Annotated in this window: 17 protein-coding genes; 8 read left to right on the top strand and 9 right to left on the bottom strand. The window is 53.7% G+C overall.

The annotated features are described in order from the left end of the window. Positions 1-26: 26 nt before the first annotated feature. Positions 27-476 (bottom strand): acetyltransferase, encoded by a 450-nt coding sequence (locus tag JTI98_RS06570; RefSeq protein WP_216082057.1) that lies wholly within the window; start codon positions 474-476, stop codon positions 27-29. A gap of 156 nt (positions 477-632) precedes the next feature. Here JTI98_RS06570 and metA point away from each other — a divergent pair, with 156 nt between their 5' ends. From metA to aceK, 4 genes are all read left to right on the top strand, one after another. Beyond that, positions 633-1,562, top strand: a complete 930-nt coding sequence (gene metA / locus JTI98_RS06575; protein WP_042998991.1) for a homoserine O-succinyltransferase — start codon at positions 633-635, stop codon at positions 1,560-1,562. Between the two features lie 268 nt (positions 1,563-1,830). After that, positions 1,831-3,432, top strand: coding sequence for a malate synthase A (gene aceB / locus JTI98_RS06580; protein WP_216082058.1), 1,602 nt, complete (start codon positions 1,831-1,833; stop codon positions 3,430-3,432). A 157-nt stretch (positions 3,433-3,589) separates the two neighbouring features. After that, positions 3,590-4,894, top strand: coding sequence for an isocitrate lyase (gene aceA / locus JTI98_RS06585; RefSeq protein WP_043001801.1), 1,305 nt, complete (start codon positions 3,590-3,592; stop codon positions 4,892-4,894). A gap of 102 nt (positions 4,895-4,996) precedes the next feature. Continuing rightward, a complete protein-coding gene (gene aceK / locus JTI98_RS06590; RefSeq protein WP_042998993.1) occupies positions 4,997-6,769 on the top strand; it encodes a bifunctional isocitrate dehydrogenase kinase/phosphatase in 1,773 nt (590 codons plus the stop codon). A gap of 51 nt (positions 6,770-6,820) precedes the next feature. On the opposite strand, the gene iclR is transcribed toward aceK, so the two are convergent. After that, positions 6,821-7,645: a glyoxylate bypass operon transcriptional repressor IclR gene (iclR, locus tag JTI98_RS06595; RefSeq protein ID WP_042320966.1), complete on the bottom strand. Its 825-nt coding sequence runs from the start codon at positions 7,643-7,645 to the stop codon at positions 6,821-6,823. Between the two features lie 193 nt (positions 7,646-7,838). Here iclR and metH point away from each other — a divergent pair, with 193 nt between their 5' ends. Beyond that, on the top strand, positions 7,839-11,522 hold the full coding sequence (gene metH / locus JTI98_RS06600) for a methionine synthase (RefSeq protein ID WP_046401377.1): 3,684 nt from the start codon (positions 7,839-7,841) through the stop codon (positions 11,520-11,522). A 263-nt stretch (positions 11,523-11,785) separates the two neighbouring features. Next, on the top strand, positions 11,786-13,417 hold the full coding sequence (locus JTI98_RS06605; RefSeq protein WP_042998996.1) for a Na/Pi cotransporter family protein: 1,632 nt from the start codon (positions 11,786-11,788) through the stop codon (positions 13,415-13,417). 93 nt (positions 13,418-13,510) lie between these two features. Here JTI98_RS06605 and pepE read toward each other — a convergent pair whose 3' ends face one another. Beyond that, on the bottom strand, positions 13,511-14,200 hold the full coding sequence (gene pepE / locus JTI98_RS06610) for a dipeptidase PepE (RefSeq protein ID WP_044253414.1): 690 nt from the start codon (positions 14,198-14,200) through the stop codon (positions 13,511-13,513). 812 nt (positions 14,201-15,012) lie between these two features. Between pepE and JTI98_RS06615 the strand changes: the two genes are divergently transcribed. Then, on the top strand, positions 15,013-15,558 hold the full coding sequence (locus tag JTI98_RS06615) for a hypothetical protein (protein ID WP_042998998.1): 546 nt from the start codon (positions 15,013-15,015) through the stop codon (positions 15,556-15,558). Between the two features lie 272 nt (positions 15,559-15,830). Continuing rightward, complete coding sequence (locus JTI98_RS06620; protein ID WP_252869626.1) at positions 15,831-18,521, top strand: autotransporter outer membrane beta-barrel domain-containing protein; 2,691 nt, start codon at positions 15,831-15,833, stop codon at positions 18,519-18,521. 63 nt (positions 18,522-18,584) lie between these two features. Here JTI98_RS06620 and JTI98_RS06625 read toward each other — a convergent pair whose 3' ends face one another. The 6 genes from JTI98_RS06625 to JTI98_RS06650 form a co-directional block, all read right to left on the bottom strand. Then, positions 18,585-19,397 carry a shikimate 5-dehydrogenase gene (locus JTI98_RS06625; protein ID WP_054176737.1) on the bottom strand — a complete coding sequence of 271 codons (813 nt, stop codon included), beginning with the start codon at positions 19,395-19,397 and terminating at the stop codon, positions 18,585-18,587. Position 19,398: 1 nt separating this feature from the next. Then, on the bottom strand, positions 19,399-20,619 hold the full coding sequence (gene sorE / locus JTI98_RS06630; RefSeq protein WP_216082060.1) for an L-sorbose 1-phosphate reductase: 1,221 nt from the start codon (positions 20,617-20,619) through the stop codon (positions 19,399-19,401). Between the two features lie 53 nt (positions 20,620-20,672). Continuing rightward, on the bottom strand, positions 20,673-21,497 hold the full coding sequence (locus JTI98_RS06635; protein ID WP_042999002.1) for a PTS system mannose/fructose/sorbose family transporter subunit IID: 825 nt from the start codon (positions 21,495-21,497) through the stop codon (positions 20,673-20,675). Between the two features lie 11 nt (positions 21,498-21,508). After that, the gene (locus JTI98_RS06640) at positions 21,509-22,306 is read right to left on the bottom strand and encodes a PTS mannose/fructose/sorbose transporter subunit IIC (RefSeq protein ID WP_042999003.1); all 798 of its coding nucleotides are present in this window, start codon (positions 22,304-22,306) and stop codon (positions 21,509-21,511) included. Positions 22,307-22,568: 262 nt separating this feature from the next. Then, on the bottom strand, positions 22,569-23,063 hold the full coding sequence (locus tag JTI98_RS06645) for a mannose/fructose/sorbose PTS transporter subunit IIB (protein ID WP_042999004.1): 495 nt from the start codon (positions 23,061-23,063) through the stop codon (positions 22,569-22,571). After that, complete coding sequence (locus JTI98_RS06650) at positions 23,063-23,470, bottom strand: mannose/fructose/sorbose PTS transporter subunit IIA (protein WP_054176735.1); 408 nt, start codon at positions 23,468-23,470, stop codon at positions 23,063-23,065. The genes JTI98_RS06645 and JTI98_RS06650 overlap by 1 nt, the downstream gene beginning before the upstream one ends. Positions 23,471-23,479: the final 9 nt, after the last annotated feature.

The following is a 23,479-nucleotide window of genomic DNA, read 5'->3' on the forward strand; positions in this document are numbered from 1 at the left end:
GTGGCTTTGCCTTATCCGGCCTGCAGTCAGGACGAGGCTCTGTGGTAACACAAATGCAATAACGGATATGGCTGCCCAAGATCGTCGACCTCTGCACGCCCTGTCACCCTGAATCCCATCTTCTTATAGAATCCAACAGCTTGTTCATTCTGCTCGTTCACGTTAGTGGTCAACGCGGGCGCTAGCGAAAGCGCATGCTCAATCAACAGTTTACCCACGCCACAGCCCCGAATATCGGGATCAACAAACAGCGCATCCATATGCTCTCCAGTGAGCAACATAAACGCGACGGGCTCATCCTGCTCATTAGCGGCAACCCATAAAGGGGCTTCGGGTAAAAACGAGCGGACCAGCTCCTCCAGCTCGATGCGGTACTCTTTAGACAGAAAATCATGCGTGGCGTCGACCGAACGGCACCAGATTGCAATCAGTTTGTCCCCTTCATCATGCCGCGATCGGCGTATGTTAATAACCATATTCTCTCCTTTTCATTATGCTTATATTCTAACGTATCCGTCGTCGTGAAACTTTCTCACCTTTAACATGCAGGCTCGACATTGGCGTGATTTCTGAGTATCTTCAGCTATCTGGATGTCTAAACGTTTAAACGTATGTAGTGAGGTTATCAGGTTATGCCGATTCGTGTGCAGGACGAGCTACCCGCCGTCAATTTCTTACGCGAGGAAAACGTCTTTGTTATGACGACTTCCCGTGCTTCAGGTCAGGAAATTCGTCCGCTAAAGGTACTCATCCTCAACCTGATGCCGAAAAAAATCGAAACGGAAAATCAGTTTTTGCGGCTGCTGTCGAACTCTCCGTTGCAGGTGGATGTACAGTTACTGCGCATTGATGCGCGTGAGTCGCGTAATACGCCAGCAGAGCATCTGAACAACTTCTACTGTAACTTTGAGGATATCTGCGATCAGAACTTCGATGGCTTGATCGTCACCGGCGCGCCGCTGGGTCTGGTGGAGTTCAATGATGTTGCCTACTGGCCACAGATCAAACAGGTGCTGGAGTGGGCGAAAGATCATGTCACCTCAACGCTGTTTGTCTGTTGGGCGGTCCAGGCAGCGCTTAATATCCTCTACGGTATTCCGAAACAGACCCGCACTGATAAGCTTTCTGGCGTTTATGAGCATCATATTCTTCACCCTCATGCACTGCTGACGCGGGGTTTTGATGATTCGTTCCTGGCCCCACATTCACGCTATGCTGATTTCCCGTCAGTGTTGATCCGTGACTACACCGATCTTGAGATCCTCGCCGAGACTGAGAATGGTGATGCCTATCTTTTTGCCAGCAAAGATAAACGCATTGCGTTTGTCACGGGCCATCCGGAATATGATGCCAACACATTAGGTAGCGAATATTTCCGCGATGTAGAAGCCGGATTAAACCCCGACGTTCCCTACAATTATTTCCCGCAAAACGATCCCCAAAACAAACCTCGCGCTACCTGGCGAAGCCACGGTAATTTGCTGTTCATCAACTGGCTCAACTATTACGTCTACCAGATCACACCATATGATCTGCGTCACATGAATCCAACGCTGGATTAATCGTCTGTCGCTGACGATCCTAAAGCGTTTCAGCATAGTGAATCAGGCACCTTCAGGTGCCTTTTTTATTTCCGAAATGCACTTCAACTTGTGATTAAACTTTATTTTTATTGTTATCAATAGGTTAATTGATAATTAAATTAAAAATGGAAATTGTTTTTGATTTTGAAATTTAAATGAGTAGTCTTAGTTGTGCTGAACGAAAAGCGCACAACGATCCTTCGTTCGCATTGGGAATGCTTTGTTATCAATGACGAGGAGTTACAGAATGAATCAACAGGCAACGACTACCGATGAATTGATCTTTACCAGGCCCCATGGTGAGCCAGAGAAGCAGATCCTGACCGATGAAGCGGTCGAATTTCTCACTGAACTGGTGGCGCGCTTTACGACGAAGCGCAATAAGCTGCTCGCGGCTCGTCTTCAGCAGCAGCGGGATATCGACAACGGTATATTGCCTGATTTTATTTCGGAAACTGTTTCCATTAGAAACGGAGGCTGGAAGATTCGCGGCATTCCGGAGGATTTACAGGATCGTCGGGTCGAAATCACCGGACCGGTTGAACGCAAGATGGTCATCAATGCGTTGAACGCGAATGTGAAGGTTTTTATGGCCGATTTCGAAGATTCGCTGGCACCGGAATGGAGCAAAGTGATCGACGGGCATATCAACCTGCGTGACGCGGTAAACGGCACCATCAGCTACACCAATGAAGCTGGCAAAATCTATCAGTTGAAGCCCAATCCGGCATTACTGATTTGCCGTGTTCGTGGTCTGCACCTGCCGGAAAAACATGTGACCTGGCGCGGTGAAGCGATCCCCGGCAGTCTGTTCGATTTTGCCCTCTATTTCTTCCATAACTACAAAGCGTTGCTGGCCAAAGGCAGCGGTCCCTATTTTTACCTGCCGAAAACGCAGGCCTGGCAGGAAGCAGCCTGGTGGAGCGAAGTCTTCAGCTATACCGAAGATCGTTTCAATCTGTCGCGCGGTACGATTAAAGCCACGTTGCTGATTGAAACCCTGCCGGCCGTGTTCCAGATGGACGAGATCCTGCACGCGCTGCGTGACCATATTGTCGGGCTGAACTGTGGTCGCTGGGATTACATCTTCAGCTATATCAAAACGCTGAAGAATCATCCGGATCGCGTTCTGCCGGACCGCCAGGTGGTGACGATGGATAAGCCTTTCCTTAGCGCCTATTCGCGTCTGCTGATTAAAACCTGTCACAAACGTGGTGCCTTCGCGATGGGCGGTATGGCGGCATTCATCCCGAGCAAAGACGCTGAACGCAATAATCAGGTACTCAGCAAGGTGAAAGCGGATAAAGCGCTGGAAGCCAATAACGGCCACGACGGCACGTGGATTGCGCATCCGGGACTGGCGGATACCGCGATGGCAGTCTTTAACGAGGTGCTCGGCGAGAACAAAAACCAGCTGTTTGTGACCCGTGATGAAGACGCGCCGATTACCGCAGAACAATTGCTGGCACCCTGTGAAGGCGAGCGTACGGAAGAGGGGATGCGCGCCAATATTCGCGTTGCAGTGCAGTACATCGAAGCGTGGATCTCCGGCAACGGCTGCGTGCCGATTTATGGCCTGATGGAAGATGCGGCGACAGCGGAAATCTCCCGTACGTCAATCTGGCAATGGATCCATCACGAGAAAACCCTGAGCAACGGCAAACCGGTCACTAAGGCGCTGTTCCGCCAGATGTTGGCTGAAGAGATGCGGGTCATCCAGGACGAACTGGGTGAACACCGTTACAGCAGCGGCCGTTTTGATGATGCCGCGCGCCTGATGGAGCAAATCACCACTTCTGACGAATTAATCGATTTCCTGACATTGCCAGGCTACCGCCTGCTGGCGTAAATGCCCAGGCTATTTTGTTCGCCATTTTGGCCCCGGGCCGTGCTCAAAATCCTCACGTACGATAAGTACGCTCCGGTTTTTGCGCGGCTTCCCGTGACCAAACAGCCTTCACCAATAACGCCTGGGAAGCCAGGAGAATAATATGGAGCATCTGCACATGAAAACCCGTACCCAACAGATCGAAGCATTACAGAAAGAATGGACACAACCGCGCTGGGAAGGCATCCGTCGCCCGTACAGCGCGGAGGAAGTGGTGAAATTACGCGGCTCGGTTAACCCGGAATGCACGCTGGCGCAGCTGGGCGCGGCCAAAATGTGGCGTCTGCTGCACGGCGAATCGAAAAAAGGTTACATCAACAGCCTTGGCGCGCTGACCGGTGGTCAGGCGTTACAGCAGGCGAAAGCGGGTATCGAAGCAGTGTATCTGTCGGGGTGGCAGGTCGCGGCGGATGCCAACCTGGCGTCCAGTATGTACCCGGATCAATCACTCTACCCGGCAAACTCTGTTCCGGCAGTGGTGGATCGGATCAACAACACCTTTCGCCGTGCGGATCAGATCCAGTGGTCCAGCGGTATTGAGCCCAACGATCCGCGCTATGTGGATTACTTCCTGCCAATCGTCGCCGATGCGGAAGCCGGGTTTGGCGGCGTACTGAATGCGTTTGAGCTGATGAAGTCGATGATTGAGGCCGGTGCAGCGGCTGTTCACTTCGAAGATCAACTGGCCTCGGTGAAGAAATGTGGTCATATGGGCGGTAAAGTGCTGGTGCCAACTCAGGAAGCGATTCAGAAACTGGTGGCTGCGCGTCTGGCGGCAGACGTTATGGGCGTCCCGACGCTGGTGATTGCGCGTACCGATGCGGATGCGGCGGATCTGATCACCTCCGACTGTGACCCATACGACAGCGAATTTATTACCGGCGAGCGCACCAGTGAAGGATTCTTCCGTACGCATGCCGGCATTGAGCAGGCGATCAGCCGTGGCCTGGCCTACGCCCCATATGCCGATCTGGTGTGGTGTGAAACCTCGACGCCGGATCTGGAACTGGCGAAGCGTTTTGCCGATGCGATTCATGCGAAATTCCCAGGTAAACTGCTGGCCTATAACTGTTCGCCGTCGTTCAACTGGCAGAAGAATCTGGACGATAAGACCATCGCCAGCTTCCAGCAGCAGTTGTCAGATATGGGGTACAAATACCAGTTCATTACCCTGGCAGGTATTCACAGCATGTGGTTCAACATGTTCGACCTTGCGCACTCCTACGCGCAGGGTGAAGGCATGCGCCACTATGTTGAGAAGGTTCAGCAGCCGGAATTTGCGGCGGCTAAAGACGGTTACACCTTCGTGTCCCATCAGCAGGAAGTGGGTACAGGCTACTTTGATAAAGTCACCACCATCATTCAGGGCGGCACTTCCTCGGTGACCGCGCTGACCGGCTCGACCGAAGAATCGCAGTTTTGATTAATGCCCGGTGGCGCTGCGCTTACCGGGCCTACGAAGGGATGTAGGCCGGATAAGCAGACGCGCTATCCGGCATGACGTTGTGCCGGATGAGGAGAAGCGATGACGCGTGGCCTGGAGTTACTGATTGCTCAGACGATTTTGCAAGGTTTCGACGCCCAGTATGGTCGATTTCTGGAAGTGACCTCCGGCGCGCAACAGCGCTTTGAACAGGCTGACTGGCATGCCGTGCAGCAGGCGATGAAAAGCCGTATTCACCTCTACGATCACCACGTGGGTCTGGTGGTGGAACAACTGCGCTGCATCACTGGCGGCAAAAGTACCGACGCCGCATTTTTGCTGCGTGTAAAAGAGCATTACACCGGGCTCCTGCCGGATTACCCGCGCTTCGAGATTGCGGAGAGCTTTTTTAACTCCGTATATTGTCGGTTATTTGACCACCGCTCGCTCACTCCCGAGCGGCTCTTTATTTTTAGCTCCCAGCCGGAACGTCGTTTCCGGACGATCCCGCGTCCGCTGGCAAAAGATTTCTTCCCGGATAGCGGTTGGGAACCGCTGCTCACCCGCATTCTCAGCGATCTGCCGTTGCGCCTGCCCTGGCAGAACAAAGGGCGCGATATTCGCTATATCATTGCACATCTGCGTGAAACCTTTGGTGAGGAGACGTTGCAGCAGTGCCATCTACAGGTGGCTAACGAGCTGTTTTATCGCAATAAAGCCGCATGGCTGGTCGGCAAACTCATCACGCCATCCGCCACGTTGCCCTTTTTGCTGCCGATTCATCGCACCGATGAAGGTGAATTGTTTGTGGATACCTGCCTGACCACCACGGCAGAAGCCAGTATCGTGTTCGGTTTCGCTCGTTCCTATTTTATGGTGTACGCGCCGCTGCCCGCCGCGCTGGTGGAATGGTTGCGCGAGATCCTGCCAGGAAAAACCACCGCTGAGTTATACATGGCGATTGGCTGTCAGAAACATGCGAAGACCGAGAGCTATCGCGAGTATTTGTTGTATCTGCGCAGCTGCGATGAGCAGTTCATTGAAGCGCCGGGCATACGTGGCATGGTGATGCTGGTCTTTACGCTGCCGGGGTTCGACCGGGTTTTTAAAATCATTAAAGATAAGTTCGCGCCGCAAAAAGAGATGTCTGCCGCCCACGTTCGCGCCTGCTATCAACTGGTGAAAGAGCACGATCGCGTGGGACGCATGGCAGATACCCAGGAGTTCGAAAATTTCGTGCTGGATAAACGTCAGATCGATCCGGCATTGATGGCGCTGTTACTTGAGGAAGTGCCGGAAAAGATAACCGATCTTGGTGAGCAGATTGTCATCCGTCATCTCTATATTGAGCGGCGGATGGTGCCGCTCAATATCTGGCTTGAGCAGGTCGAAGGTCAGCAACTGCGGGATGCGATTGAGGAATACGGCAACGCGATTCGCCAGCTTGCCGCCGCCAATATTTTCCCCGGCGACATGCTGTTCAAAAACTTTGGCGTCACCCGTCATGGTCGCGTGGTGTTCTACGATTACGATGAAATCTGCTACATGACGGAAGTGAATTTCCGGGACATCCCGCCGCCACGCTACCCGGAAGATGAGATGAGTGCCGAGCCCTGGTATAGCGTATCCCCTGGCGATGTGTTTCCTGAGGAGTTTCGCCACTGGTTATGCGCCGACCCACGCATCGGACCGCTGTTTGAGGAGATGCACGCCGATCTGTTTCGTGCCGATTACTGGCGCGCATTACAGACGCGCATTCGGGAAGGGCATGTTGAAGATGTTTACGCATATCGCCGTCGCCAGCGATTCAGCGTGCGTTATGAAACCGACCGGGCGCTTGCGCCGCCATCCGGCAATGTGCGCCGACCTGCCTGATGGCACGACGCTTATCAGGCTTGCCGAAAATGCTCCTGAGGAGGATTTTGTTTAACGAATCCCGCCGTATGCCAGCGTCACCTCTTTCGCCGCCTTGATCACCATCGCGCCAAACTCGGTCACGCGGTCGTCCGTGATGCGCGAAATCGGGCCAGAGATAGAGATTGCTGCGAACGGCTCGCGGTGTTCGTCATAAATGCACGACGCGACACAACGCAGACCGAGCGCATGTTCCTCATCATCAAAGGAATAACCGCGCTTGCGGGTCTGGGCGAGGTCGTCCTTCAGATGAACCGGGGAGACCAGCGTCGCGTGGGTGTATGCATGCAGCCCTTTGCGGTGCAGCAACTGGGTCACCTGTTCTTCGCTCAGTTGTGCTAAAAACGCTTTGCCTGCGCCAGAGGCGTGCATCGGCAGCTTACCGCCAATCGGCGCGGACATACGCATCAGTTGGGTACACTGTACCTGGTCAATGATAATTGCCTGATGATCACTTTGATCCAGCACCGCCAGATTCACCGTTTCGCCGGAATCTTCCATCAGTTTGCGCAGAATAGGGTGGACGATCGCCAGCAAATTGCGGCTCTGTAAAAAGCTGCTGCCGACGATAAACGCATGCGCCCCTATCGCCCAGTGTCCAAGGTCACCCACCTGACGCACAAAGCCCTGCTGCTGCATAGTGGTCAGTAAGCGATGAGTCGTGGAGTTCGGCAGGCCAGCCTGCTGTGCCAGCTCGGTCAATGCCACGCTGCCGTTGGATTCCGCGATCCATTCCAGTAGTTTCAGGCCACGGGTCAGCGACTGAACCTGTCCGGCAGCGGGTGCGGTCGTCGCGGCGGGTTTTCTGCCGCGTTTGGCGGGAACGGGTGCAACCATAGCGCATTCCTTTTCTGTATCGTGGAAATCATTTTCGTTTTATTCAATTATAATGCAAGAAGTCTTGTACTGATCGGATGAGTGAAGCTGAACATGTCTCATGTTGCCCGTTGTTGGCTTTTCCGTCAGCCCTGTTTATGCCACTATGTTTTGTTGACTTTTTCGGTCTGGTTAAGCGTTGTCGGGAGCAAGTGTGAGCAGCAAAGTTGAACAACTGCGTGCGCAGTTAAATGAACGTATTCTGGTGCTGGACGGCGGCATGGGCACGATGATCCAGAGCTATCGTCTGAGTGAAGAGGATTTCCGTGGTGAACGCTTTGCCGACTGGCCGTGCGACCTGAAAGGCAACAATGACCTGCTGGTGCTGAGTAAGCCAGAGGTGATCGCCGCGATTCATAACGCGTACTTTGACGCGGGCGCGGACATCATTGAAACCAACACGTTTAACTCCACCCCCATCGCGATGGCGGATTACCAGATGGAATCCCTGTCGGCGGAGATCAACTTTGCCGCCGCGAAACTGGCGCGTGCCTGTGCCGATGAGTGGACTGCCCGTACCCCGGAAAAACCGCGCTATGTTGCGGGCGTTCTCGGCCCAACCAACCGGACCGCATCGATCTCGCCGGATGTGAATGACCCGGCATTTCGTAATATCACCTTTGATCAACTGGTGGCTGCTTACCGCGAATCCACCAAAGCGCTGGTGGAAGGTGGCAGTGACCTGATTTTGATCGAAACCGTCTTTGATACGCTGAACGCGAAAGCGGCGATTTTTGCGGTGAAAGAAGAGCTGGAAGCGCTGGGCATCGACCTGCCGATCATGATTTCCGGCACCATCACCGATGCTTCTGGACGTACCCTTTCCGGGCAAACGACAGAGGCGTTTTACAACTCCCTGCGCCATGCTGAACCTCTCACTTTCGGCCTCAACTGCGCGCTGGGGCCGGATGAACTGCGTCAGTATGTGCAGGAACTGTCTCGCATTGCTGAATGTTACGTGACTGCACATCCGAACGCCGGGCTGCCCAACGCTTTCGGTGAATACGATCTCGATGCCGATACGATGGCAAAACAGATCCGCGAATGGGCCGAAGCGGGCTTCCTGAATATCGTTGGCGGCTGCTGCGGCACCACACCGGAACACATCGCGGCAATGAGCAGGGCGGTCGAGGGACTGGCACCGCGCCCGTTGCCGGAGATCCCGGTGGCCTGCCGCTTATCCGGTCTCGAACCGCTGAATATTGGCGACGACAGCCTGTTTGTAAACGTCGGTGAGCGTACCAACGTTACCGGCTCCGCCAAATTTAAGCGCCTGATCAAAGAAGAAAAATACAGCGAAGCGCTGGACGTTGCCCGTCAGCAGGTAGAAAGCGGCGCACAGATTATTGATATCAACATGGATGAGGGGATGCTCGACGCCGAAGCGGCGATGGTGCGCTTTCTCAACCTGATCGCCGGTGAGCCTGACATTGCTCGTGTGCCGATCATGATTGACTCCTCAAAATGGGACGTCATTGAGAAAGGGCTGAAGTGCATCCAGGGGAAAGGCATCGTTAACTCCATCTCAATGAAAGAGGGGGTTGAAACCTTTATCCATCATGCGAAGCTGCTGCGCCGCTACGGTGCGGCGGTGGTGGTGATGGCCTTTGATGAGCAGGGCCAGGCGGATACGCGTGCGCGTAAAATCGAGATTTGCCGCCGGGCGTACAGGATCCTCACCGAGGAGGTGGGCTTCCCGCCGGAAGACATCATTTTCGACCCGAATATTTTCGCGGTGGCGACCGGTATTGATGAGCACAATAACTACGCGCAGGACTTTATCGGTGCCTGTGAAGACATCAAACGCGAGCTGCCGCATGCGTTGATCTCCGGCGGCGTGTCCAACGTATCGTTCTCGTTCCGTGGTAACGATCCGGTGCGCGAAGCCATTCACGCGGTGTTCCTCTACTATGCCATTCGTAACGGTATGGACATGGGGATTGTCAACGCCGGGCAACTGGCGATTTACGACGATCTCCCTGCCGAGCTGCGCGATGCGGTGGAGGATGTGATCCTCAACCGGCGTGATGACGGCACCGAACGATTGCTGGAGTTGGCGGAGAGATATCGCGGTAGCAAGAGTGATGAGGCGGCCAACGCACAACTGGCGGAGTGGCGCACCTGGGAAGTGAAAAAGCGCCTCGAATACTCGCTGGTTAAAGGCATCACCGAGTTTATCGAGCAGGACACCGAAGAGGCGCGTCAGCAGGCGGCCCGCCCGATTGAGGTGATTGAAGGGCCGCTGATGGACGGGATGAACGTCGTCGGCGACCTGTTCGGCGAAGGAAAAATGTTCCTGCCGCAGGTAGTGAAATCCGCCCGCGTAATGAAACAGGCGGTGGCGTATCTCGAACCGTTTATCGAAGCCAGTAAAGAGAAAGGCTCCAGCAATGGCAAAATGGTCATCGCCACCGTGAAGGGCGATGTCCACGATATCGGCAAAAATATCGTTGGCGTGGTCCTGCAATGTAACAACTACGAAATCGTCGATCTTGGCGTGATGGTGCCGGCGGAGAAAATTCTCCGAACCGCCAAAGAGGTGAATGCGGATCTGATAGGCCTTTCCGGGCTGATTACCCCGTCGCTGGACGAAATGGTCAACGTGGCGAAAGAGATGGAGCGTCAGGGCTTCACCATTCCGCTGCTGATTGGCGGCGCGACGACCTCGAAAGCGCACACGGCGGTGAAAATCGAGCAGAACTACAGCGGCCCTACGGTGTATGTGCAGAACGCTTCGCGCACCGTCGGCGTGGTCGCCGCGTTGCTTTCTGATACCCAGCGCGATGACTTTGTCGCCCGTACCCGTAAAGAGTATGAAACCGTGCGCATCCAGCATGGGCGTAAGAAACCGCGCACGCCGCCGGTGACGCTCGCCGCCGCGCGGGATAACGATCTGGCGTTTGACTGGGAAAGCTATACCCCGCCAGTGGCGCACCGTCTGGGTGTGCAGGAGGTCGAAGCCAGCATCGAAACGCTGCGTAACTACATCGACTGGACGCCGTTCTTTATGACCTGGTCGCTGGCCGGGAAGTATCCGCGCATTCTGGAAGATGAAGTGGTAGGTGAAGAGGCGAAGCGCCTGTTTAACGATGCCAACGACATGCTGGATAAATTGAGCGCAGAGAAGGCGCTGAATCCGCGGGGTGTGGTGGGGCTGTTCCCGGCAAACCGCGTGGGTGATGACATCGAAATCTATCGTGACGAAACGCGAACGCACGTGCTGACGGTCAGCCATCATCTGCGTCAACAGACTGAAAAAGTGGGCTTTGCTAACTACTGTCTGTCTGACTTCGTGGCGCCGAAGCTGACCGGCAAAGCGGACTACATCGGTGCTTTTGCGGTGACCGGTGGTCTGGAGGAGGACACGCTGGCGGATGCGTTTGAAGCGCAGCACGATGATTACAACAAGATCATGGTGAAAGCGCTTGCCGACCGTCTGGCGGAAGCCTTCGCGGAATACCTGCATGAGCGCGTGCGTAAGGTCTACTGGGGCTATGCGCCGAACGAAAATCTCAGCAATGAAGAGCTGATTCGCGAAAACTACCAGGGGATTCGTCCGGCGCCGGGGTACCCGGCCTGTCCGGAGCATACCGAGAAAGGCACCATCTGGCAGTTGCTGGAAGTGGAAAAGCACACCGGCATGAAGCTTACCGAATCCTTCGCCATGTGGCCTGGCGCATCGGTTTCCGGCTGGTACTTCAGCCATCCGGACAGCAAGTATTACGCGGTTGCACAGATTCAGCGCGATCAGGTGGAAGACTACGCGTTCCGTAAAGGGATGAGTGTTTCTGACGTTGAGCGCTGGCTGGCCCCTAACCTGGGCTATGACGCCGACTGATTCACGAAACTGTCATCTTTCCTTACAACTAACAGGGTGCTTGTCGGGCACCCTGTCTCTTTCTTGCGTTTAAACCCTTATACTGGAAGAAGGCGATGACCTCTCTGGTTATATTTTTACACGCAATCATTCAAGTTGCGTCGAGGCGGCAAGCCTGGGAATCTCCAGGAGCTTACTGAAGTAAGTGACTGGAGTGAGCAGGCGCAGCCAACAAAGAGGCAGCTTGAAGGATAAAGTGTAAATGATAAGGAGTACCTGATTCCGTGCTAACCCTGCTCCACCTGCTTTCTGCTGTCGCCCTGCTGGTCTGGGGTACCCATATTGTGCGTACTGGCGTGATGCGTGTGTTCGGCGCTCGCCTGCGAACCGTGCTTAGCCGTAGCGTCGAAAAGAAACCGCTCGCCTTCTGCGCGGGAATTGGCGTCACTGCGCTGGTGCAGAGCAGTAATGCCACCACCATGCTGGTAACCTCGTTTGTTGCTCAGGATCTGGTCGCACTGACGCCTGCGCTGGTGATTGTGCTTGGTGCAGACGTAGGGACCGCGCTGATGGCGCGTATCCTCACCTTCGATTTATCGTGGCTCTCGCCGCTGTTGATTTTTATCGGCGTGATCTTCTTCCTCGGCCGTAAACAGTCACGCGCCGGACAACTGGGGCGCGTGGGGATCGGCCTTGGCCTGATCCTGCTGGCGCTGGAACTGATTGTCCAGGCCGTCACCCCTATAACCCAGGCCAACGGCGTACAGGTCATTTTTGCCTCGCTGACCGGCGATATCATGCTGGATGCGCTCATTGGCGCGATGTTCGCGATCATCAGTTATTCCAGCCTGGCGGCGGTACTGCTCACGGCCACCCTGACCGCGGCGGGGATCATCTCCTTCCCGGTGGCGCTGTGTCTGGTGATTGGCGCCAACCTCGGTTCCGGCCTGCTGGCGATGCTCAACAACAGCGCGGCCAATGCCGCGGCTCGTCGCGTGGCGCTTGGCAGTCTGTTGTTTAAGCTGGTGGGCAGCCTGATTATTCTGCCATTTGTCCATCCGCTGGCGAATCTGATGGATGAATTGCCGCTGGCGAAATCCGAGCTGGTGATCTATTTCCATGTTTTCTACAACCTGGTCCGCTGCCTGGCAATGATTCCTTTTGCCGAGCCGATGGCGCGCTTTTGTAAGCGCATCATCCGCGACGAGCCTGAGCTGGATGCGCATCTCAAGCCAAAGCATCTGGACGTTAGCGCGCTGGATACGCCGACCCTTGCGCTCGCCAATGCCGCCCGTGAGGCGCTGCGCATCGGCGATGCGATGGAACAGATGATGGAAGGGCTGAAGAAGGTGATGCATGGCGAGCCGCGCGAAGAGAAGGAACTGCGCAAAATCGCGGATGACATCAACGTGCTCTACACTGCCATCAAACTCTATCTGGCGCGGATGCCGAAAGAGGAACTGGCGGAAGAGGAGTCGCGCCGCTGGGCGGAGATCATCGAGATGTCGCTTAACCTTGAACAGGCGTCGGATATTGTGGAGCGCATGGGGAGCGAGATTGCTGATAAATCGCTGGCGGCGCGGCGGGCGTTTTCTATTGAGGGGTTAAAAGAGCTGGATGCGCTGTACGACCAGTTGCTCAGCAACCTGCAACTGGCGATGTCGGTCTTCTTCTCCGGCGACGTGACCAGTGCCCGGCGGTTGCGCCGTAGCAAGCATCGTTTCCGCATACTGAATCGCCGTTACTCGCATGCGCACGTTGATCGTCTGCATCAGCAGAACGTACAAAGTATCGAGACCAGCTCCCTGCACCTGGGATTATTGGGGGATATGCAACGTCTGAACTCGTTGTTCTGTTCCGTGGCTTACAGCGTGCTGGAACAGCCGGACGAAGATGACGAGCGGGATGATTACTAACAGGCGGTAATGCCGGATAGCGCTTATCCGGCCTACAAATTGCGCTCATTGCAGGCCGGATAAAGCATTTACGCTGCCATCCGACAACGTCGGTTAAAAGCAGTGACCTGCCTCAACGGCAACGGCGTCTTTACCGGCTTCGAACACGTAGGTGGTGTTCGGACCGCCAAGCACCGCCTGACCCTTACTCACTTTAATCCAGTTGCCTTCCGGCAGACCGATCACCGTCAGTTCAGGCGCGACAACCAGCAGCTCGCGAATACGCTGTTCACGCGTTTCGCCTTTGTGTCCTTCCGGCAGCGCGTTAGTGAAATGCGGGTTAATCTGCAACGGGAACAGGCCCAGCGCATCAAAACCTTGCGGATCAACAATCGGCATGTCGTTGGTGGTGCGGATGGTCTTGCAGGCGAGGTTGGCACCCGCACTCCAGCCAATGTACAGCGCACCGCGTTTAACCACGTCAACAATCGGTGCCAGCAACCCGCGCTCGCGGCTCTCTTTCAGTAACTGAAAAGTATTACCGCCGCCGACAATCACCACTTCCGCATTTTCAATGGCCGCCACCGGATCAGTCACGGTGTGAATACCCACCACCTTGACGCCCATCGGGGCGAAGATTGCAGCCGTTTTTTCTGTGTATTCATCCCAGGTTTGTGTGACGCCTGCAAAGGGGATAAATACTGCCGAACGGCGCCCCTCCAGTTGCTCCGCAATCAGCGGCAGCGCATGCTCCATCCAGCCTTTACCCGGCAGTGTCGAGTTACTCAATAAAAGCAGTTCCATCCTTTCTCCCTGTAATCAGTAAATGACAAAACGCGGTCATGCTACCACTGACAGTGTAGCGCCTTACTGACATGGCTCACGATGTTGGAAGGGGGTGTAGAAAGGACCACTGACTCAATGATGAAAAATGCACGATGTGCGTATTAAAGCGAGTGAAGATATTTCTCACTCTGCCAGTATGAACATGTAACGCCTTGATAATACAATAAACCAGGCGTGATTGAATTTATCGTAGTTGAGATGTTTATTCACTCTTTATGAAAAGTGAGAAGGGGATTTTTAAATTTTGACGGTTACTAATTTAAAACAGCAACATTGCGGCATTGCCCTGGATTTATCCCGAACAGGCTTAAGCGTATTGCGATAAGCACTATGAGGTTTCTGGCCCATGCTGAAGCATTGACGTCTGTCCTCTGATCAACAACAGTGTCGCTATTTTCATTATTATGTAACTAAACATTTCAATTCGAATGGAAAAATTATTGTAACTCACTGAAATATAGGATTTTTACCAAAAATTAAAATTTATGTATCTTTTTGTTTTACTTACAAACAGTAAGGTAAATTCCGAAAAAAAGATCGATTACAACGATCGATACCTTTCAAGTGATAGTCTTTAACTATTGATTTTGTTTTATCGATCAGGTTTGACAATCAATATTGCTCATGTACTATTCTGTTTGAATCAATATTATACCGACAGCAGCAGAGTGGGTGTGCCGGACATCGTCAGAATAAATAACCTCGCCGGATAATAAATACCCCCTGAAAATAAAAAACAGGCTGTCCAGGATATAGGGAGCATCATCTGTATGACAAAGGAATATGTAAAGAAGAGCCATATTGCCAGTTGGCCTGAAAATGATGTTTATTTTTCCACGGGTATCTCTGCGCTGGCCAGAAAAGTGACTAATTCTCATTCCGGCTCAGACTATCTGTTTATTAATCTTAATAGTTATACCTTAAAGCTTTTTTTTCGATCGTTCTCTCAATTGAGCAAGAGTGGTTATCAGTTGATTATTATTTCAACCCAACGACTCATGCCGCTGGCTTTTTTCTGGCACCTGAAATGTCACGCCGTCAGCGCAATCTTCGAATCGCGTTGCTCTGTTCATGATGTTATTCGCGGTCTGGATACTGTCGCGACCGGGCGGCAAATCGTCTGGTCCTTCCCGGGGCCTGCCTGTTTACTCTCTTCAAGAGACGTTTTACTTCTGCGGCATTATCTTGAAGGGGGAAGTATGGGCTATTTACAAGAGAAACACTGCCGCGCGTATTCCACCTTGCAGGGATGGAAGACCACGGTCGCGCGGAAATTTAAAGTACGAAAACTCGAACATCTCCTTATTTCGAATTAATAATCATTGTCCAGTATGAATATTTCTGATGCCTGAGCGTCCAGTGGAATATTTATAAGCAAGATAGAACTGCCCGTTTAATAGGGATCTTATTAACTATGGATGTAGATATGAAACGCGTTTTTTACCATACTTTTTTCCCCGCGTTATGTTTAACCGCGTACCCACTGACTGCGGCGGAAATGCTTCCCACACCTTATCCACCCGTGCAAACTACCACGATGCCGGACGACTTATTATCGAATTCGGATTATACGAATCACTGGGATTGGGTGAAAGAAACCTGGGAGAAAGGCTATTCCACTTTTTCCATCAAAGATAAAAAATATATTGCTAACCAGGAAATTACGCTGATCAATCCTGCTTTTTCTAAACAGGTCGTGACGTTATTAAATGAGTCGTATAGTTATAACAATACGTTGAATTCTGTGCAGCTTAATATCGGTGACGGTATATACGATGCCGCCGGTTCTGAAGCCGTGAATACCACGGTGAAAGGGGAATACACCAATAGTAAAGGGAACATTGAAACAGGTGTATTGCAACTTAATGGCGATGGGAAAGCCTTCCATACACTGGTTGAGAATAACGGTGCCCTGACGATGAATGGTGATTCACAGGCGTATGACACCGTGGTGAAAGCCGGTGGTCGACAGACTGTTGGAGGCCGTGCTTATGCTCAGGCGAATCTCATCGATGGCGGTATTCAGGTGCTCTCAGTCACCAGTACGGCGTTGGCTGAAGATACCATTGTGCAAAATGGCGGCCAGCAAATCATTTATAACGGGACCGCGAAAAACTCGCACATAGGCGCCAACAGCTATCAGCTTGCCAGCGGTCTGGCTTTGGATACGTACCTGTATAACGGCGCCTTCCAGCAGGTGTTTAGCGGTAAAGGCGAAGAGTTCGTTGCGGACCGCAATACCACCGTTTATGCCGGTGCGCGACAAACGATAACCTCGGGTATTTCAGAAAATGCGCAGGTCTATGGCACGCAGGTGATTACTGGCGTAGACGGTCAATGGAGCGATGGAGACTGGGTTTCCGACAGTAATTCCAACGTTCGTGTCAATGGGCAGCAGGCGAAGGACGCCACCATCCATGCCGGTGGTTTGCAACGTATTCAAACCGGCAATGCCGATGGCACACAGGTCTATGGCACTCAACTTGTCAATGGTCAGAAAGGTGGCTGGGTTGGGGGAAACTGGGTGGAGCAATCTGGATGGACCGGTGGCATTCGCGCTAACGCGACAAATACGACCGTTCATGCGGGCGGCCTTCAGCAACTTGCCTGGTACGGTGAAGCCAGTAATACGGTTATCGATGGCGGCCGTCAGGAAGTGCTTGCGCTGGGGCATATTTCGAACACAACGCTTCGCAATGGCGGGAGCAGCCTGATTGCCTATGGAGGCTATTCAACGGGGGCACTGACGGTAGAAGACGGTTCACTGACTATGGAAGGGGGAAGTGTACACGACTGGACGGGGAATCTGGGTAAGGGCGCCTGGGCCGCGTCGGTGGACTTACAAGGCCCTTCTTCCGTTCTGTACTTAAAACACAACGCGGATACTGCGGAATCCGTCACGACGATTAAAGCCTTAACGCATAATGGTGTGGTCAATTTTAGTGCGCCAGAGGGACGCAACGCGGGGCAATTTAACCGTCTTGAACTCACCACGCTGGAGGGGACCGGGACTTTCGTTATGAACACCAATCTGTCCGGCGGGATTGGGGATTTTCTGAACGTTTCCGATGCCGTGATGGGGCAATTTAAGGTCACGGTGCATGATTCCGGAAGTGAGTTACGCAGTCGAGCGGCTACTCCTTATCACTTAATTTATGCGAATGGGAGCGGGGCAGACACCTTTGCGATGACCAACGGCAGCGTCGATCTTGGTGCGTACAAATACTATCTGGTGCATGGCGCCGATAGCGATAAGGATAACTGGTATTTGTCACCGCAGGCGAATACGCCAGAACCTGAGCCAGGCCCGGATCCTGAGCCGGGTCCGGGACCTTCGCCTGAACCGAATCCTGAACCGGGAGTTAAGCCGGATTTATCAGAAAGCGCGAAAGCGGTTATTGCCATGGCGAATGTGACACCCACTTTGTGGGACGCTGAGTTGTCAACGCTGCGAACCCGTCTCGGTGAAATTCGTCAGATGCGTGACTACGAAGAGGGCGCATGGGGTAAATACATCAGTAGCCGCTACCGCGTTTCCACAGAGCACGTGGCTTACCGTCAGGATGTGAACGGTGTGATGCTCGGTGGTGATAAGCGTTTTGATTTAGAAAATAGCGCACTGATTATGGGCAGTATGGCTTCCTATACGCGTGCGGATCTCGACTCATCCAGTACCAACGGCAAAGCGGACAGTTACGGCATTGGACTGTACACGACCTGGTTACACAACAGCGGTTATTACATCGATGGTGTGTTGAAAGCCAACTATTTCCGTACGGAGAACAACCCCTACTTCAACGGCGGACGCACCCATGCGAAAGATAATACCGTTGGCGGCGGGGCTTCAGTCGAGATCGGTAAGCATATTGCGCTTGAGACGTGGTTTGTTGAACCCTATCTCCAGGCATCATGGTTTATTGGCGACCAGACCCACTACAAACTCGACAGTGGCATGTCGGTTAAAGCGGATGCTGCGCGATCGTTAAAAGGGGAAACCGGGTTAACCTTCGGTAAGAATGTGACGCTGGTAGATGGGACACTGTTACAGCCGTATGCGAGAGTGGCCGTTCGTCATGAGTTTATGAAGAACAACGACGTCGTCATTAACCACACTGAGAAGTTCAAAAATGACCTGTCGGGGACAAGCGGCAAATATGGCCTGGGGATGACCGCGAAGCTAAACGATCGGTGGTCCGCATGGGGAGAAGTCAGCTACGAAAAAGGCCAACATATCGAGACGCCTTATAGTGGTCAACTGGGTATCCGCTACAGTTTCTGAACGTTGTGATTACGCGTTTAATAACCCTCCTCAGCGTCATCAGAGGAGGGTTATTTGCACATGTTACCCCGCCCGGGCAAATTCAGCGGCTTCACTAATCAGCGCGTCATCCGGGCGTACGCCGGTGTACATTGCGAACTGCTCCACGGCCTGCAACGCAATTACTTCTGCGCCGCTGATGGTCTTTTTACCCAGCTTCTGCGCCAGTTTGATCACCGGGGTATCCGGCGGCAGGGCAACGACATCGAACACTACGCTGGCGCTGGCGACCATGGCTTCGCTGTACGCCAGCTCTTCGCTCTCTTTACCTCCGGCCATGCCGACGGGCGTGACATTGACCAGAATGTCGCAGGCAATGCCTTCCGGCAGCGGCTGCCACTGAAAGCCATACTGTTTCGCCAACGCCGGACCGCTGTCCCGGTTACGAGCGGCGACGATCACATCGCGAAAACCGGCGTCGCGAAAGGCGGCAATCACCGCTTTGCCCATCCCGCCGCTGCCGCGAATCATCACCCGCGCAGTGGTGTCGAGCTGGTGGCTGGCAATCAGGCTTTTTACCGCCATATAATCGGTGTTGTAGCCTGTCAGTCTGCCGCCGTCATTGACGATGGTATTGACGGAATCAATGACTTTTGCCGATGGATCGACCGCGTCGAGAAACGGCATACAACTCTCTTTAAACGGCATCGATACCGCGCAGCCACGAATGCCTAACGCGCGAACCCCTTTCACCGCCGCTTCAATATCCTGGGTGGTAAACGCCTTGTAGATGAAATTTAAACCCAGCTTTTCATACAGATAGTTGTGAAAGCGGGTACCAAAGTTGCCGGGCCGACCGGCAAGCGACATGCACAACTGGGTGTCGCGGTTAATCATGTTAAATCTCCTCGGCGTGCGACAGTAAATACTGTTCGGCTTCCTTAGACCAAATCCCGTAATGGCGTTCCAGAATAGCGCACAGCACGGGATCGTCAATCTGGCTGAGAGCGGTTAGCGGTAACGCTTTCCCGGTATAGACCAGCTTTTTACCGCCGCCCACTTTCGGCAGCTCCAGCGTGGTTTCTCCTGCGGCATTCAGCCCAAGAATGTGCGTGACCACTTTGGCGGCCTGCACTTTCTTCTCTTCAATCAGTTTAACCGCCGTGCGCATATCGTCAGTGTTCCCACCCGAGGTGCCCACGTAGTGAGTGAAGGCGTAATGCACATCGTAGAAGTTGATTGGGGCGCTGAACTGCTTGTCCTGCGGGCCGGCAAAGAAGTTCATACAACCGTCGGGGGCGAGCAGGGAAGAGGCCAGGGTGACCAGTTGTTCGTTCGGCACGAAGACAAAAATATCATCAAAACCGTGGCCGCCGGTCAGCGCCATCAGCGTGTCGTAAGCGGCATCCTGTGCGTGCAGGTAGTGGATCAACGTTTGCGGTTCAGAAGGATAGTGTTTACGGGCATAGCTCAGCTTGTCGTGGTTAGTATCGGTCACCACCAGTAACGCCGGGTTGATCGGGCCATGCAGCGCATAGTCGATCGCCAGCAGCCCCATTGGCCCCGTCCCGCCGAGGATCAGCGTGCGACCCTGTGGACGAATCCCCATGTTGTGGTTATAGGTGCCTTCCTGCAGGTGATAGTTGGCGTTGAACGCGCCGATCACGCAGGAGAGCGGCTCGACCAGCGATCCTTCAAAGTACGTTTCGCCTTCGTAAGCCAGCAGGCAGTCCTGTTCCATCACTACATTGGGGATCACGACGTGTGTGGCTTCGCCGCCCACCCACGGGAAGGAGTAACCGGGGCAATCCGGGCGATCCGCCAGTTGCAGGTTCGCCTGAATCACATAGCGCTGGCCGGGCTGGAACTTGTGCTGCCACTTTTTCCCCACGGCGATAATATCGCCGCAGAACTCGTGGCCGATGATGATCGGGTGGGTCGCTACATCGTCCGGCACCTTTTTATGATCCTCACCCTGATTAGCCTCTTTCCAGGAGGAGAGGCACAGGCTGTCGGTGACCACGGTAGCCAGAATTTCATCGTCCTGCATCTCTGGAAGTTCGAACGTTTCCAGGCGCAGGTCGCGTTTGCCATAAAGGCGCAGAGCTGTTGTTAACATATATTCCACCTCATGTTGAGCGATAGTCCCGGCTGACCACCGGGGCGAAAAAATCAGGACAGGAAGCCCAGTGCGTTACCCATAATCCCCAGACCAAACAGGGCGAAGATCAGCCATACCGGGTTAATTTTCTTGTTGAGCAAACGAACCATCAGCATCGTCAGGCCCAGCGCCAGCAGGCCGGGGCAGAGCTGATCGAGGATGTTCTGCACGGTCATCGTGACGGTGCCGCCGTCCGCGCCGGGGGTTTGCGATACCACCAGTGGCACGTTGATGCTGGTCCACTTGGTGACCAGCACCCCCATCACAAACAGGCCGAGAATCGATGCGCCTTCAGTCAGTTTTTGCAGCAGGTTGCCGCCCATGTCACTGACGATGTTGACCCCTTTATTGAAGCCAATTTGCAAGCCGTACCATTTCATCGCCAGACGGACTGCGTTGAAAATAAAGAAGAACAGCAGCGGGCCGAGCACGTTGCCGGACAACGCCAGCGACGCGCCGAGCGCGGCGGTGATCGGTCGCAACGTGCCCCAGACTAACGGGTCGCCAACGCCCGCCAACGGCCCCATCAAACCGACTTTGATGCCGTTGATCGCACCATCATCGATTTCCGCCCCGTTCGCTCGCGCCTCTTCCATCGCGGCGGTAACGCCAATCACCGGGCCGCACACCGCTGGCGTGGTGTTGAAGAACACCAGATGACGCTTGAGTGCCGCCACCTGATCTTCTTTCAGCGGGTACAGGCGCTTGATGGCGGGGATCATGTCGTAGCAAAAACCCAGCCCATGAATACGTTCAAAGTTGAAAGACGCCTGCTGCAGGTTGGAGCGAACAAACATGCTAAACAGGTCAGATTTGGTCAGTTTTTTCTGTTCCATGATGGGCTCCGTTAGTCATCAAGCTGGTCAAGAGCGGTGGAGGAGGAGGTCTGCGTCTGCGGTTCGGCCTTACGCCACTGTGGGTTCAACTGGATATAGACCAGCGCAATAATCGCGCCGACGCCGCCAAAGGCCAGCAGACTCAGGTCGAGGTAACCACCGGCGATAAAACCGAGGAAGAAGAAGGGCATCAGGTACTTCACGCCCATCATGCGCAGCACCATGGCGTAACCGACCACCACGATAAAGCCACCGGCAATCTGCAGGCCGCGAGTGACGAATTCCGGGATGGCGTTGAGCATATTGCTGACCATATCTGCACTGACAAACAACGAGACAATTAACGCCGGAATGGCGACGCGTAACGCCTGGACGCCCAGCGCAGAGACATGGAGGATGTCGATGGTGCGAAAACGCGCATCTTCTGCGGCCTTATCCGCCGCATGCTGGAACACCACGGTGATAGTCCGGGCGAAGACGGTCAGGACCTGGCCTGCCGCCGCGACCGGCAGTGCGATGGCGATACCGGTTGCGATGCTCTGTTGCCCGACGATAACCAGAATGGCGGAGATAATACTGGCGAGCGCGGAGTCCGGAGATTGCGCGGCACCAACGTTCATCCAGCCAAGCGCGATCAGCTCCAGTGTTCCGCCGAGCATCACTCCGGTTTTTAAATCACCGAGGATCAGGCCGATAACCGTACAGGCAATGAGCGGGCGGTGGGTCTGAAATTCATCCAGCACGCTGCCCATTCCGGCAATACAGGAAAATATAAATATGGCGATAATTTGTAGGGTACTGATTTCCATAATGGGTCACCTTAAAATGTGAATATCCCTGCCTGTTAAAGCATTTACACGTCGTCCTTCAGGTTGCCTCTTTGTTGGCTGAATTACTCGTCTCATCCATGAGACTCGCYCTGACGGGCCGTCGCTTCGCAACGTTCAAATCTKTTCCYGACAGATTTGTSACTCACCCCCAGTCACATCGTTATYTATGYKCCKGWGGATTCACTCATTTGCCGCCGCGATGCTTCCAGAATGACTGTGTAATAAATACAGGCGCTTTTATTTATTCCGCGAACGACTGTTCTTTTATTTTTTCGAGAATATTAATGGAGGGATCGGAGGCGACCACGCGTAAATCCAGGGTGACGCCAAATTTATCCAGTTCGCGAAACGCATTAATATCATCGTCATCTAAGGATACGGCTTTGGTTAATTGTTTTTTACCCGGTCGCCAGGCCATGCCGCCAATATTTAAGGTGGCAATTTTTACGCCCTGTTTGACCATCGCCAGCGCATCCTGTGGGCGGGTAAATAAATAAAATACAGTCTCGTCCTGATACTGTGGATTATGATAAACCGCGACGGCTTTTTCGATATTCACCACGTTGACCTTCATTCCCGGTGGGGCGGCCTGGCGTAATAATGTCCGGCGCACTTCATCATTATAAACGTCGTCATTACAGATAATAATCCGCTGGGCATTCGCCACCTTCGACCAGACGGTGGTGACCTGACCGTGGATCAAGCGGTCATCAATACGGGCAAGGGTAATATTCATCAGAAATCCTCTTCGGTCGTTTCCAGATGCTGCCAGACCACGCAGGTTTGTTGTGCAATGGTCGTCAGGTGTTCGCACAATTCATCCACATTCATACTGCTCTGGTTATCTACCAGTTCCAGCGCCAGCGGCAGGGAAAGGCCGCTGATCACCCGGATGGCCGGATTGCGCATCGCCAGCGTTGCCGCGGCGTTCCACGGACTGCCGCACTGCAGGTCTACGGCAATCAGCCATTCGCTATCAGTGTGAGCACTCACTAACTTTTCCAGCTTTGTGACGATGTCGCTGGCGTTCTCGCCGGGGACAAAGGCGACCGCCTCAACGTTGGCGTCACCGTAGACCATGTGCACCGATTCCAGCATGGCGCAGGCTAGTTTGCCGTGAGCACAGAAGATTGCATGGACCATAACGCCTCC

Origin of the sequence: Citrobacter sp. MGH 55, assembly GCF_016906145.1 — a bacterium.
GTDB lineage: Bacteria > Pseudomonadota > Gammaproteobacteria > Enterobacterales > Enterobacteriaceae > Citrobacter_A > Citrobacter_A amalonaticus.

Bases quoted from the DNA above. Each gene is read 5' to 3' on its own strand.
- JTI98_RS06570 (WP_216082057.1), bottom strand. From the start codon at position 476: ATGGTTATTAACATACGCCGATCGCGGCATGATGAAGGGGACAAACTG.
- metA (WP_042998991.1), top strand. From the start codon at position 633: ATGCCGATTCGTGTGCAGGACGAGCTACCCGCCGTCAATTTCTTACGC.
- aceB (WP_216082058.1), top strand. From the start codon at position 1,831: ATGAATCAACAGGCAACGACTACCGATGAATTGATCTTTACCAGGCCC.
- aceA (WP_043001801.1), top strand. From the start codon at position 3,590: ATGAAAACCCGTACCCAACAGATCGAAGCATTACAGAAAGAATGGACA.
- aceK (WP_042998993.1), top strand. From the start codon at position 4,997: ATGACGCGTGGCCTGGAGTTACTGATTGCTCAGACGATTTTGCAAGGT.
- iclR (WP_042320966.1), bottom strand. From the start codon at position 7,645: ATGGTTGCACCCGTTCCCGCCAAACGCGGCAGAAAACCCGCCGCGACG.
- pepE (WP_044253414.1), bottom strand. From the start codon at position 14,200: ATGGAACTGCTTTTATTGAGTAACTCGACACTGCCGGGTAAAGGCTGG.
- JTI98_RS06615 (WP_042998998.1), top strand. From the start codon at position 15,013: ATGACAAAGGAATATGTAAAGAAGAGCCATATTGCCAGTTGGCCTGAA.
- JTI98_RS06625 (WP_054176737.1), bottom strand. From the start codon at position 19,397: ATGATTAACCGCGACACCCAGTTGTGCATGTCGCTTGCCGGTCGGCCC.
- sorE (WP_216082060.1), bottom strand. From the start codon at position 20,619: ATGTTAACAACAGCTCTGCGCCTTTATGGCAAACGCGACCTGCGCCTG.
- JTI98_RS06635 (WP_042999002.1), bottom strand. From the start codon at position 21,497: ATGGAACAGAAAAAACTGACCAAATCTGACCTGTTTAGCATGTTTGTT.
- JTI98_RS06640 (WP_042999003.1), bottom strand. From the start codon at position 22,306: ATGGAAATCAGTACCCTACAAATTATCGCCATATTTATATTTTCCTGT.
- JTI98_RS06645 (WP_042999004.1), bottom strand. From the start codon at position 23,063: ATGAATATTACCCTTGCCCGTATTGATGACCGCTTGATCCACGGTCAG.
- JTI98_RS06650 (WP_054176735.1), bottom strand. From the start codon at position 23,470: ATGGTCCATGCAATCTTCTGTGCTCACGGCAAACTAGCCTGCGCCATG.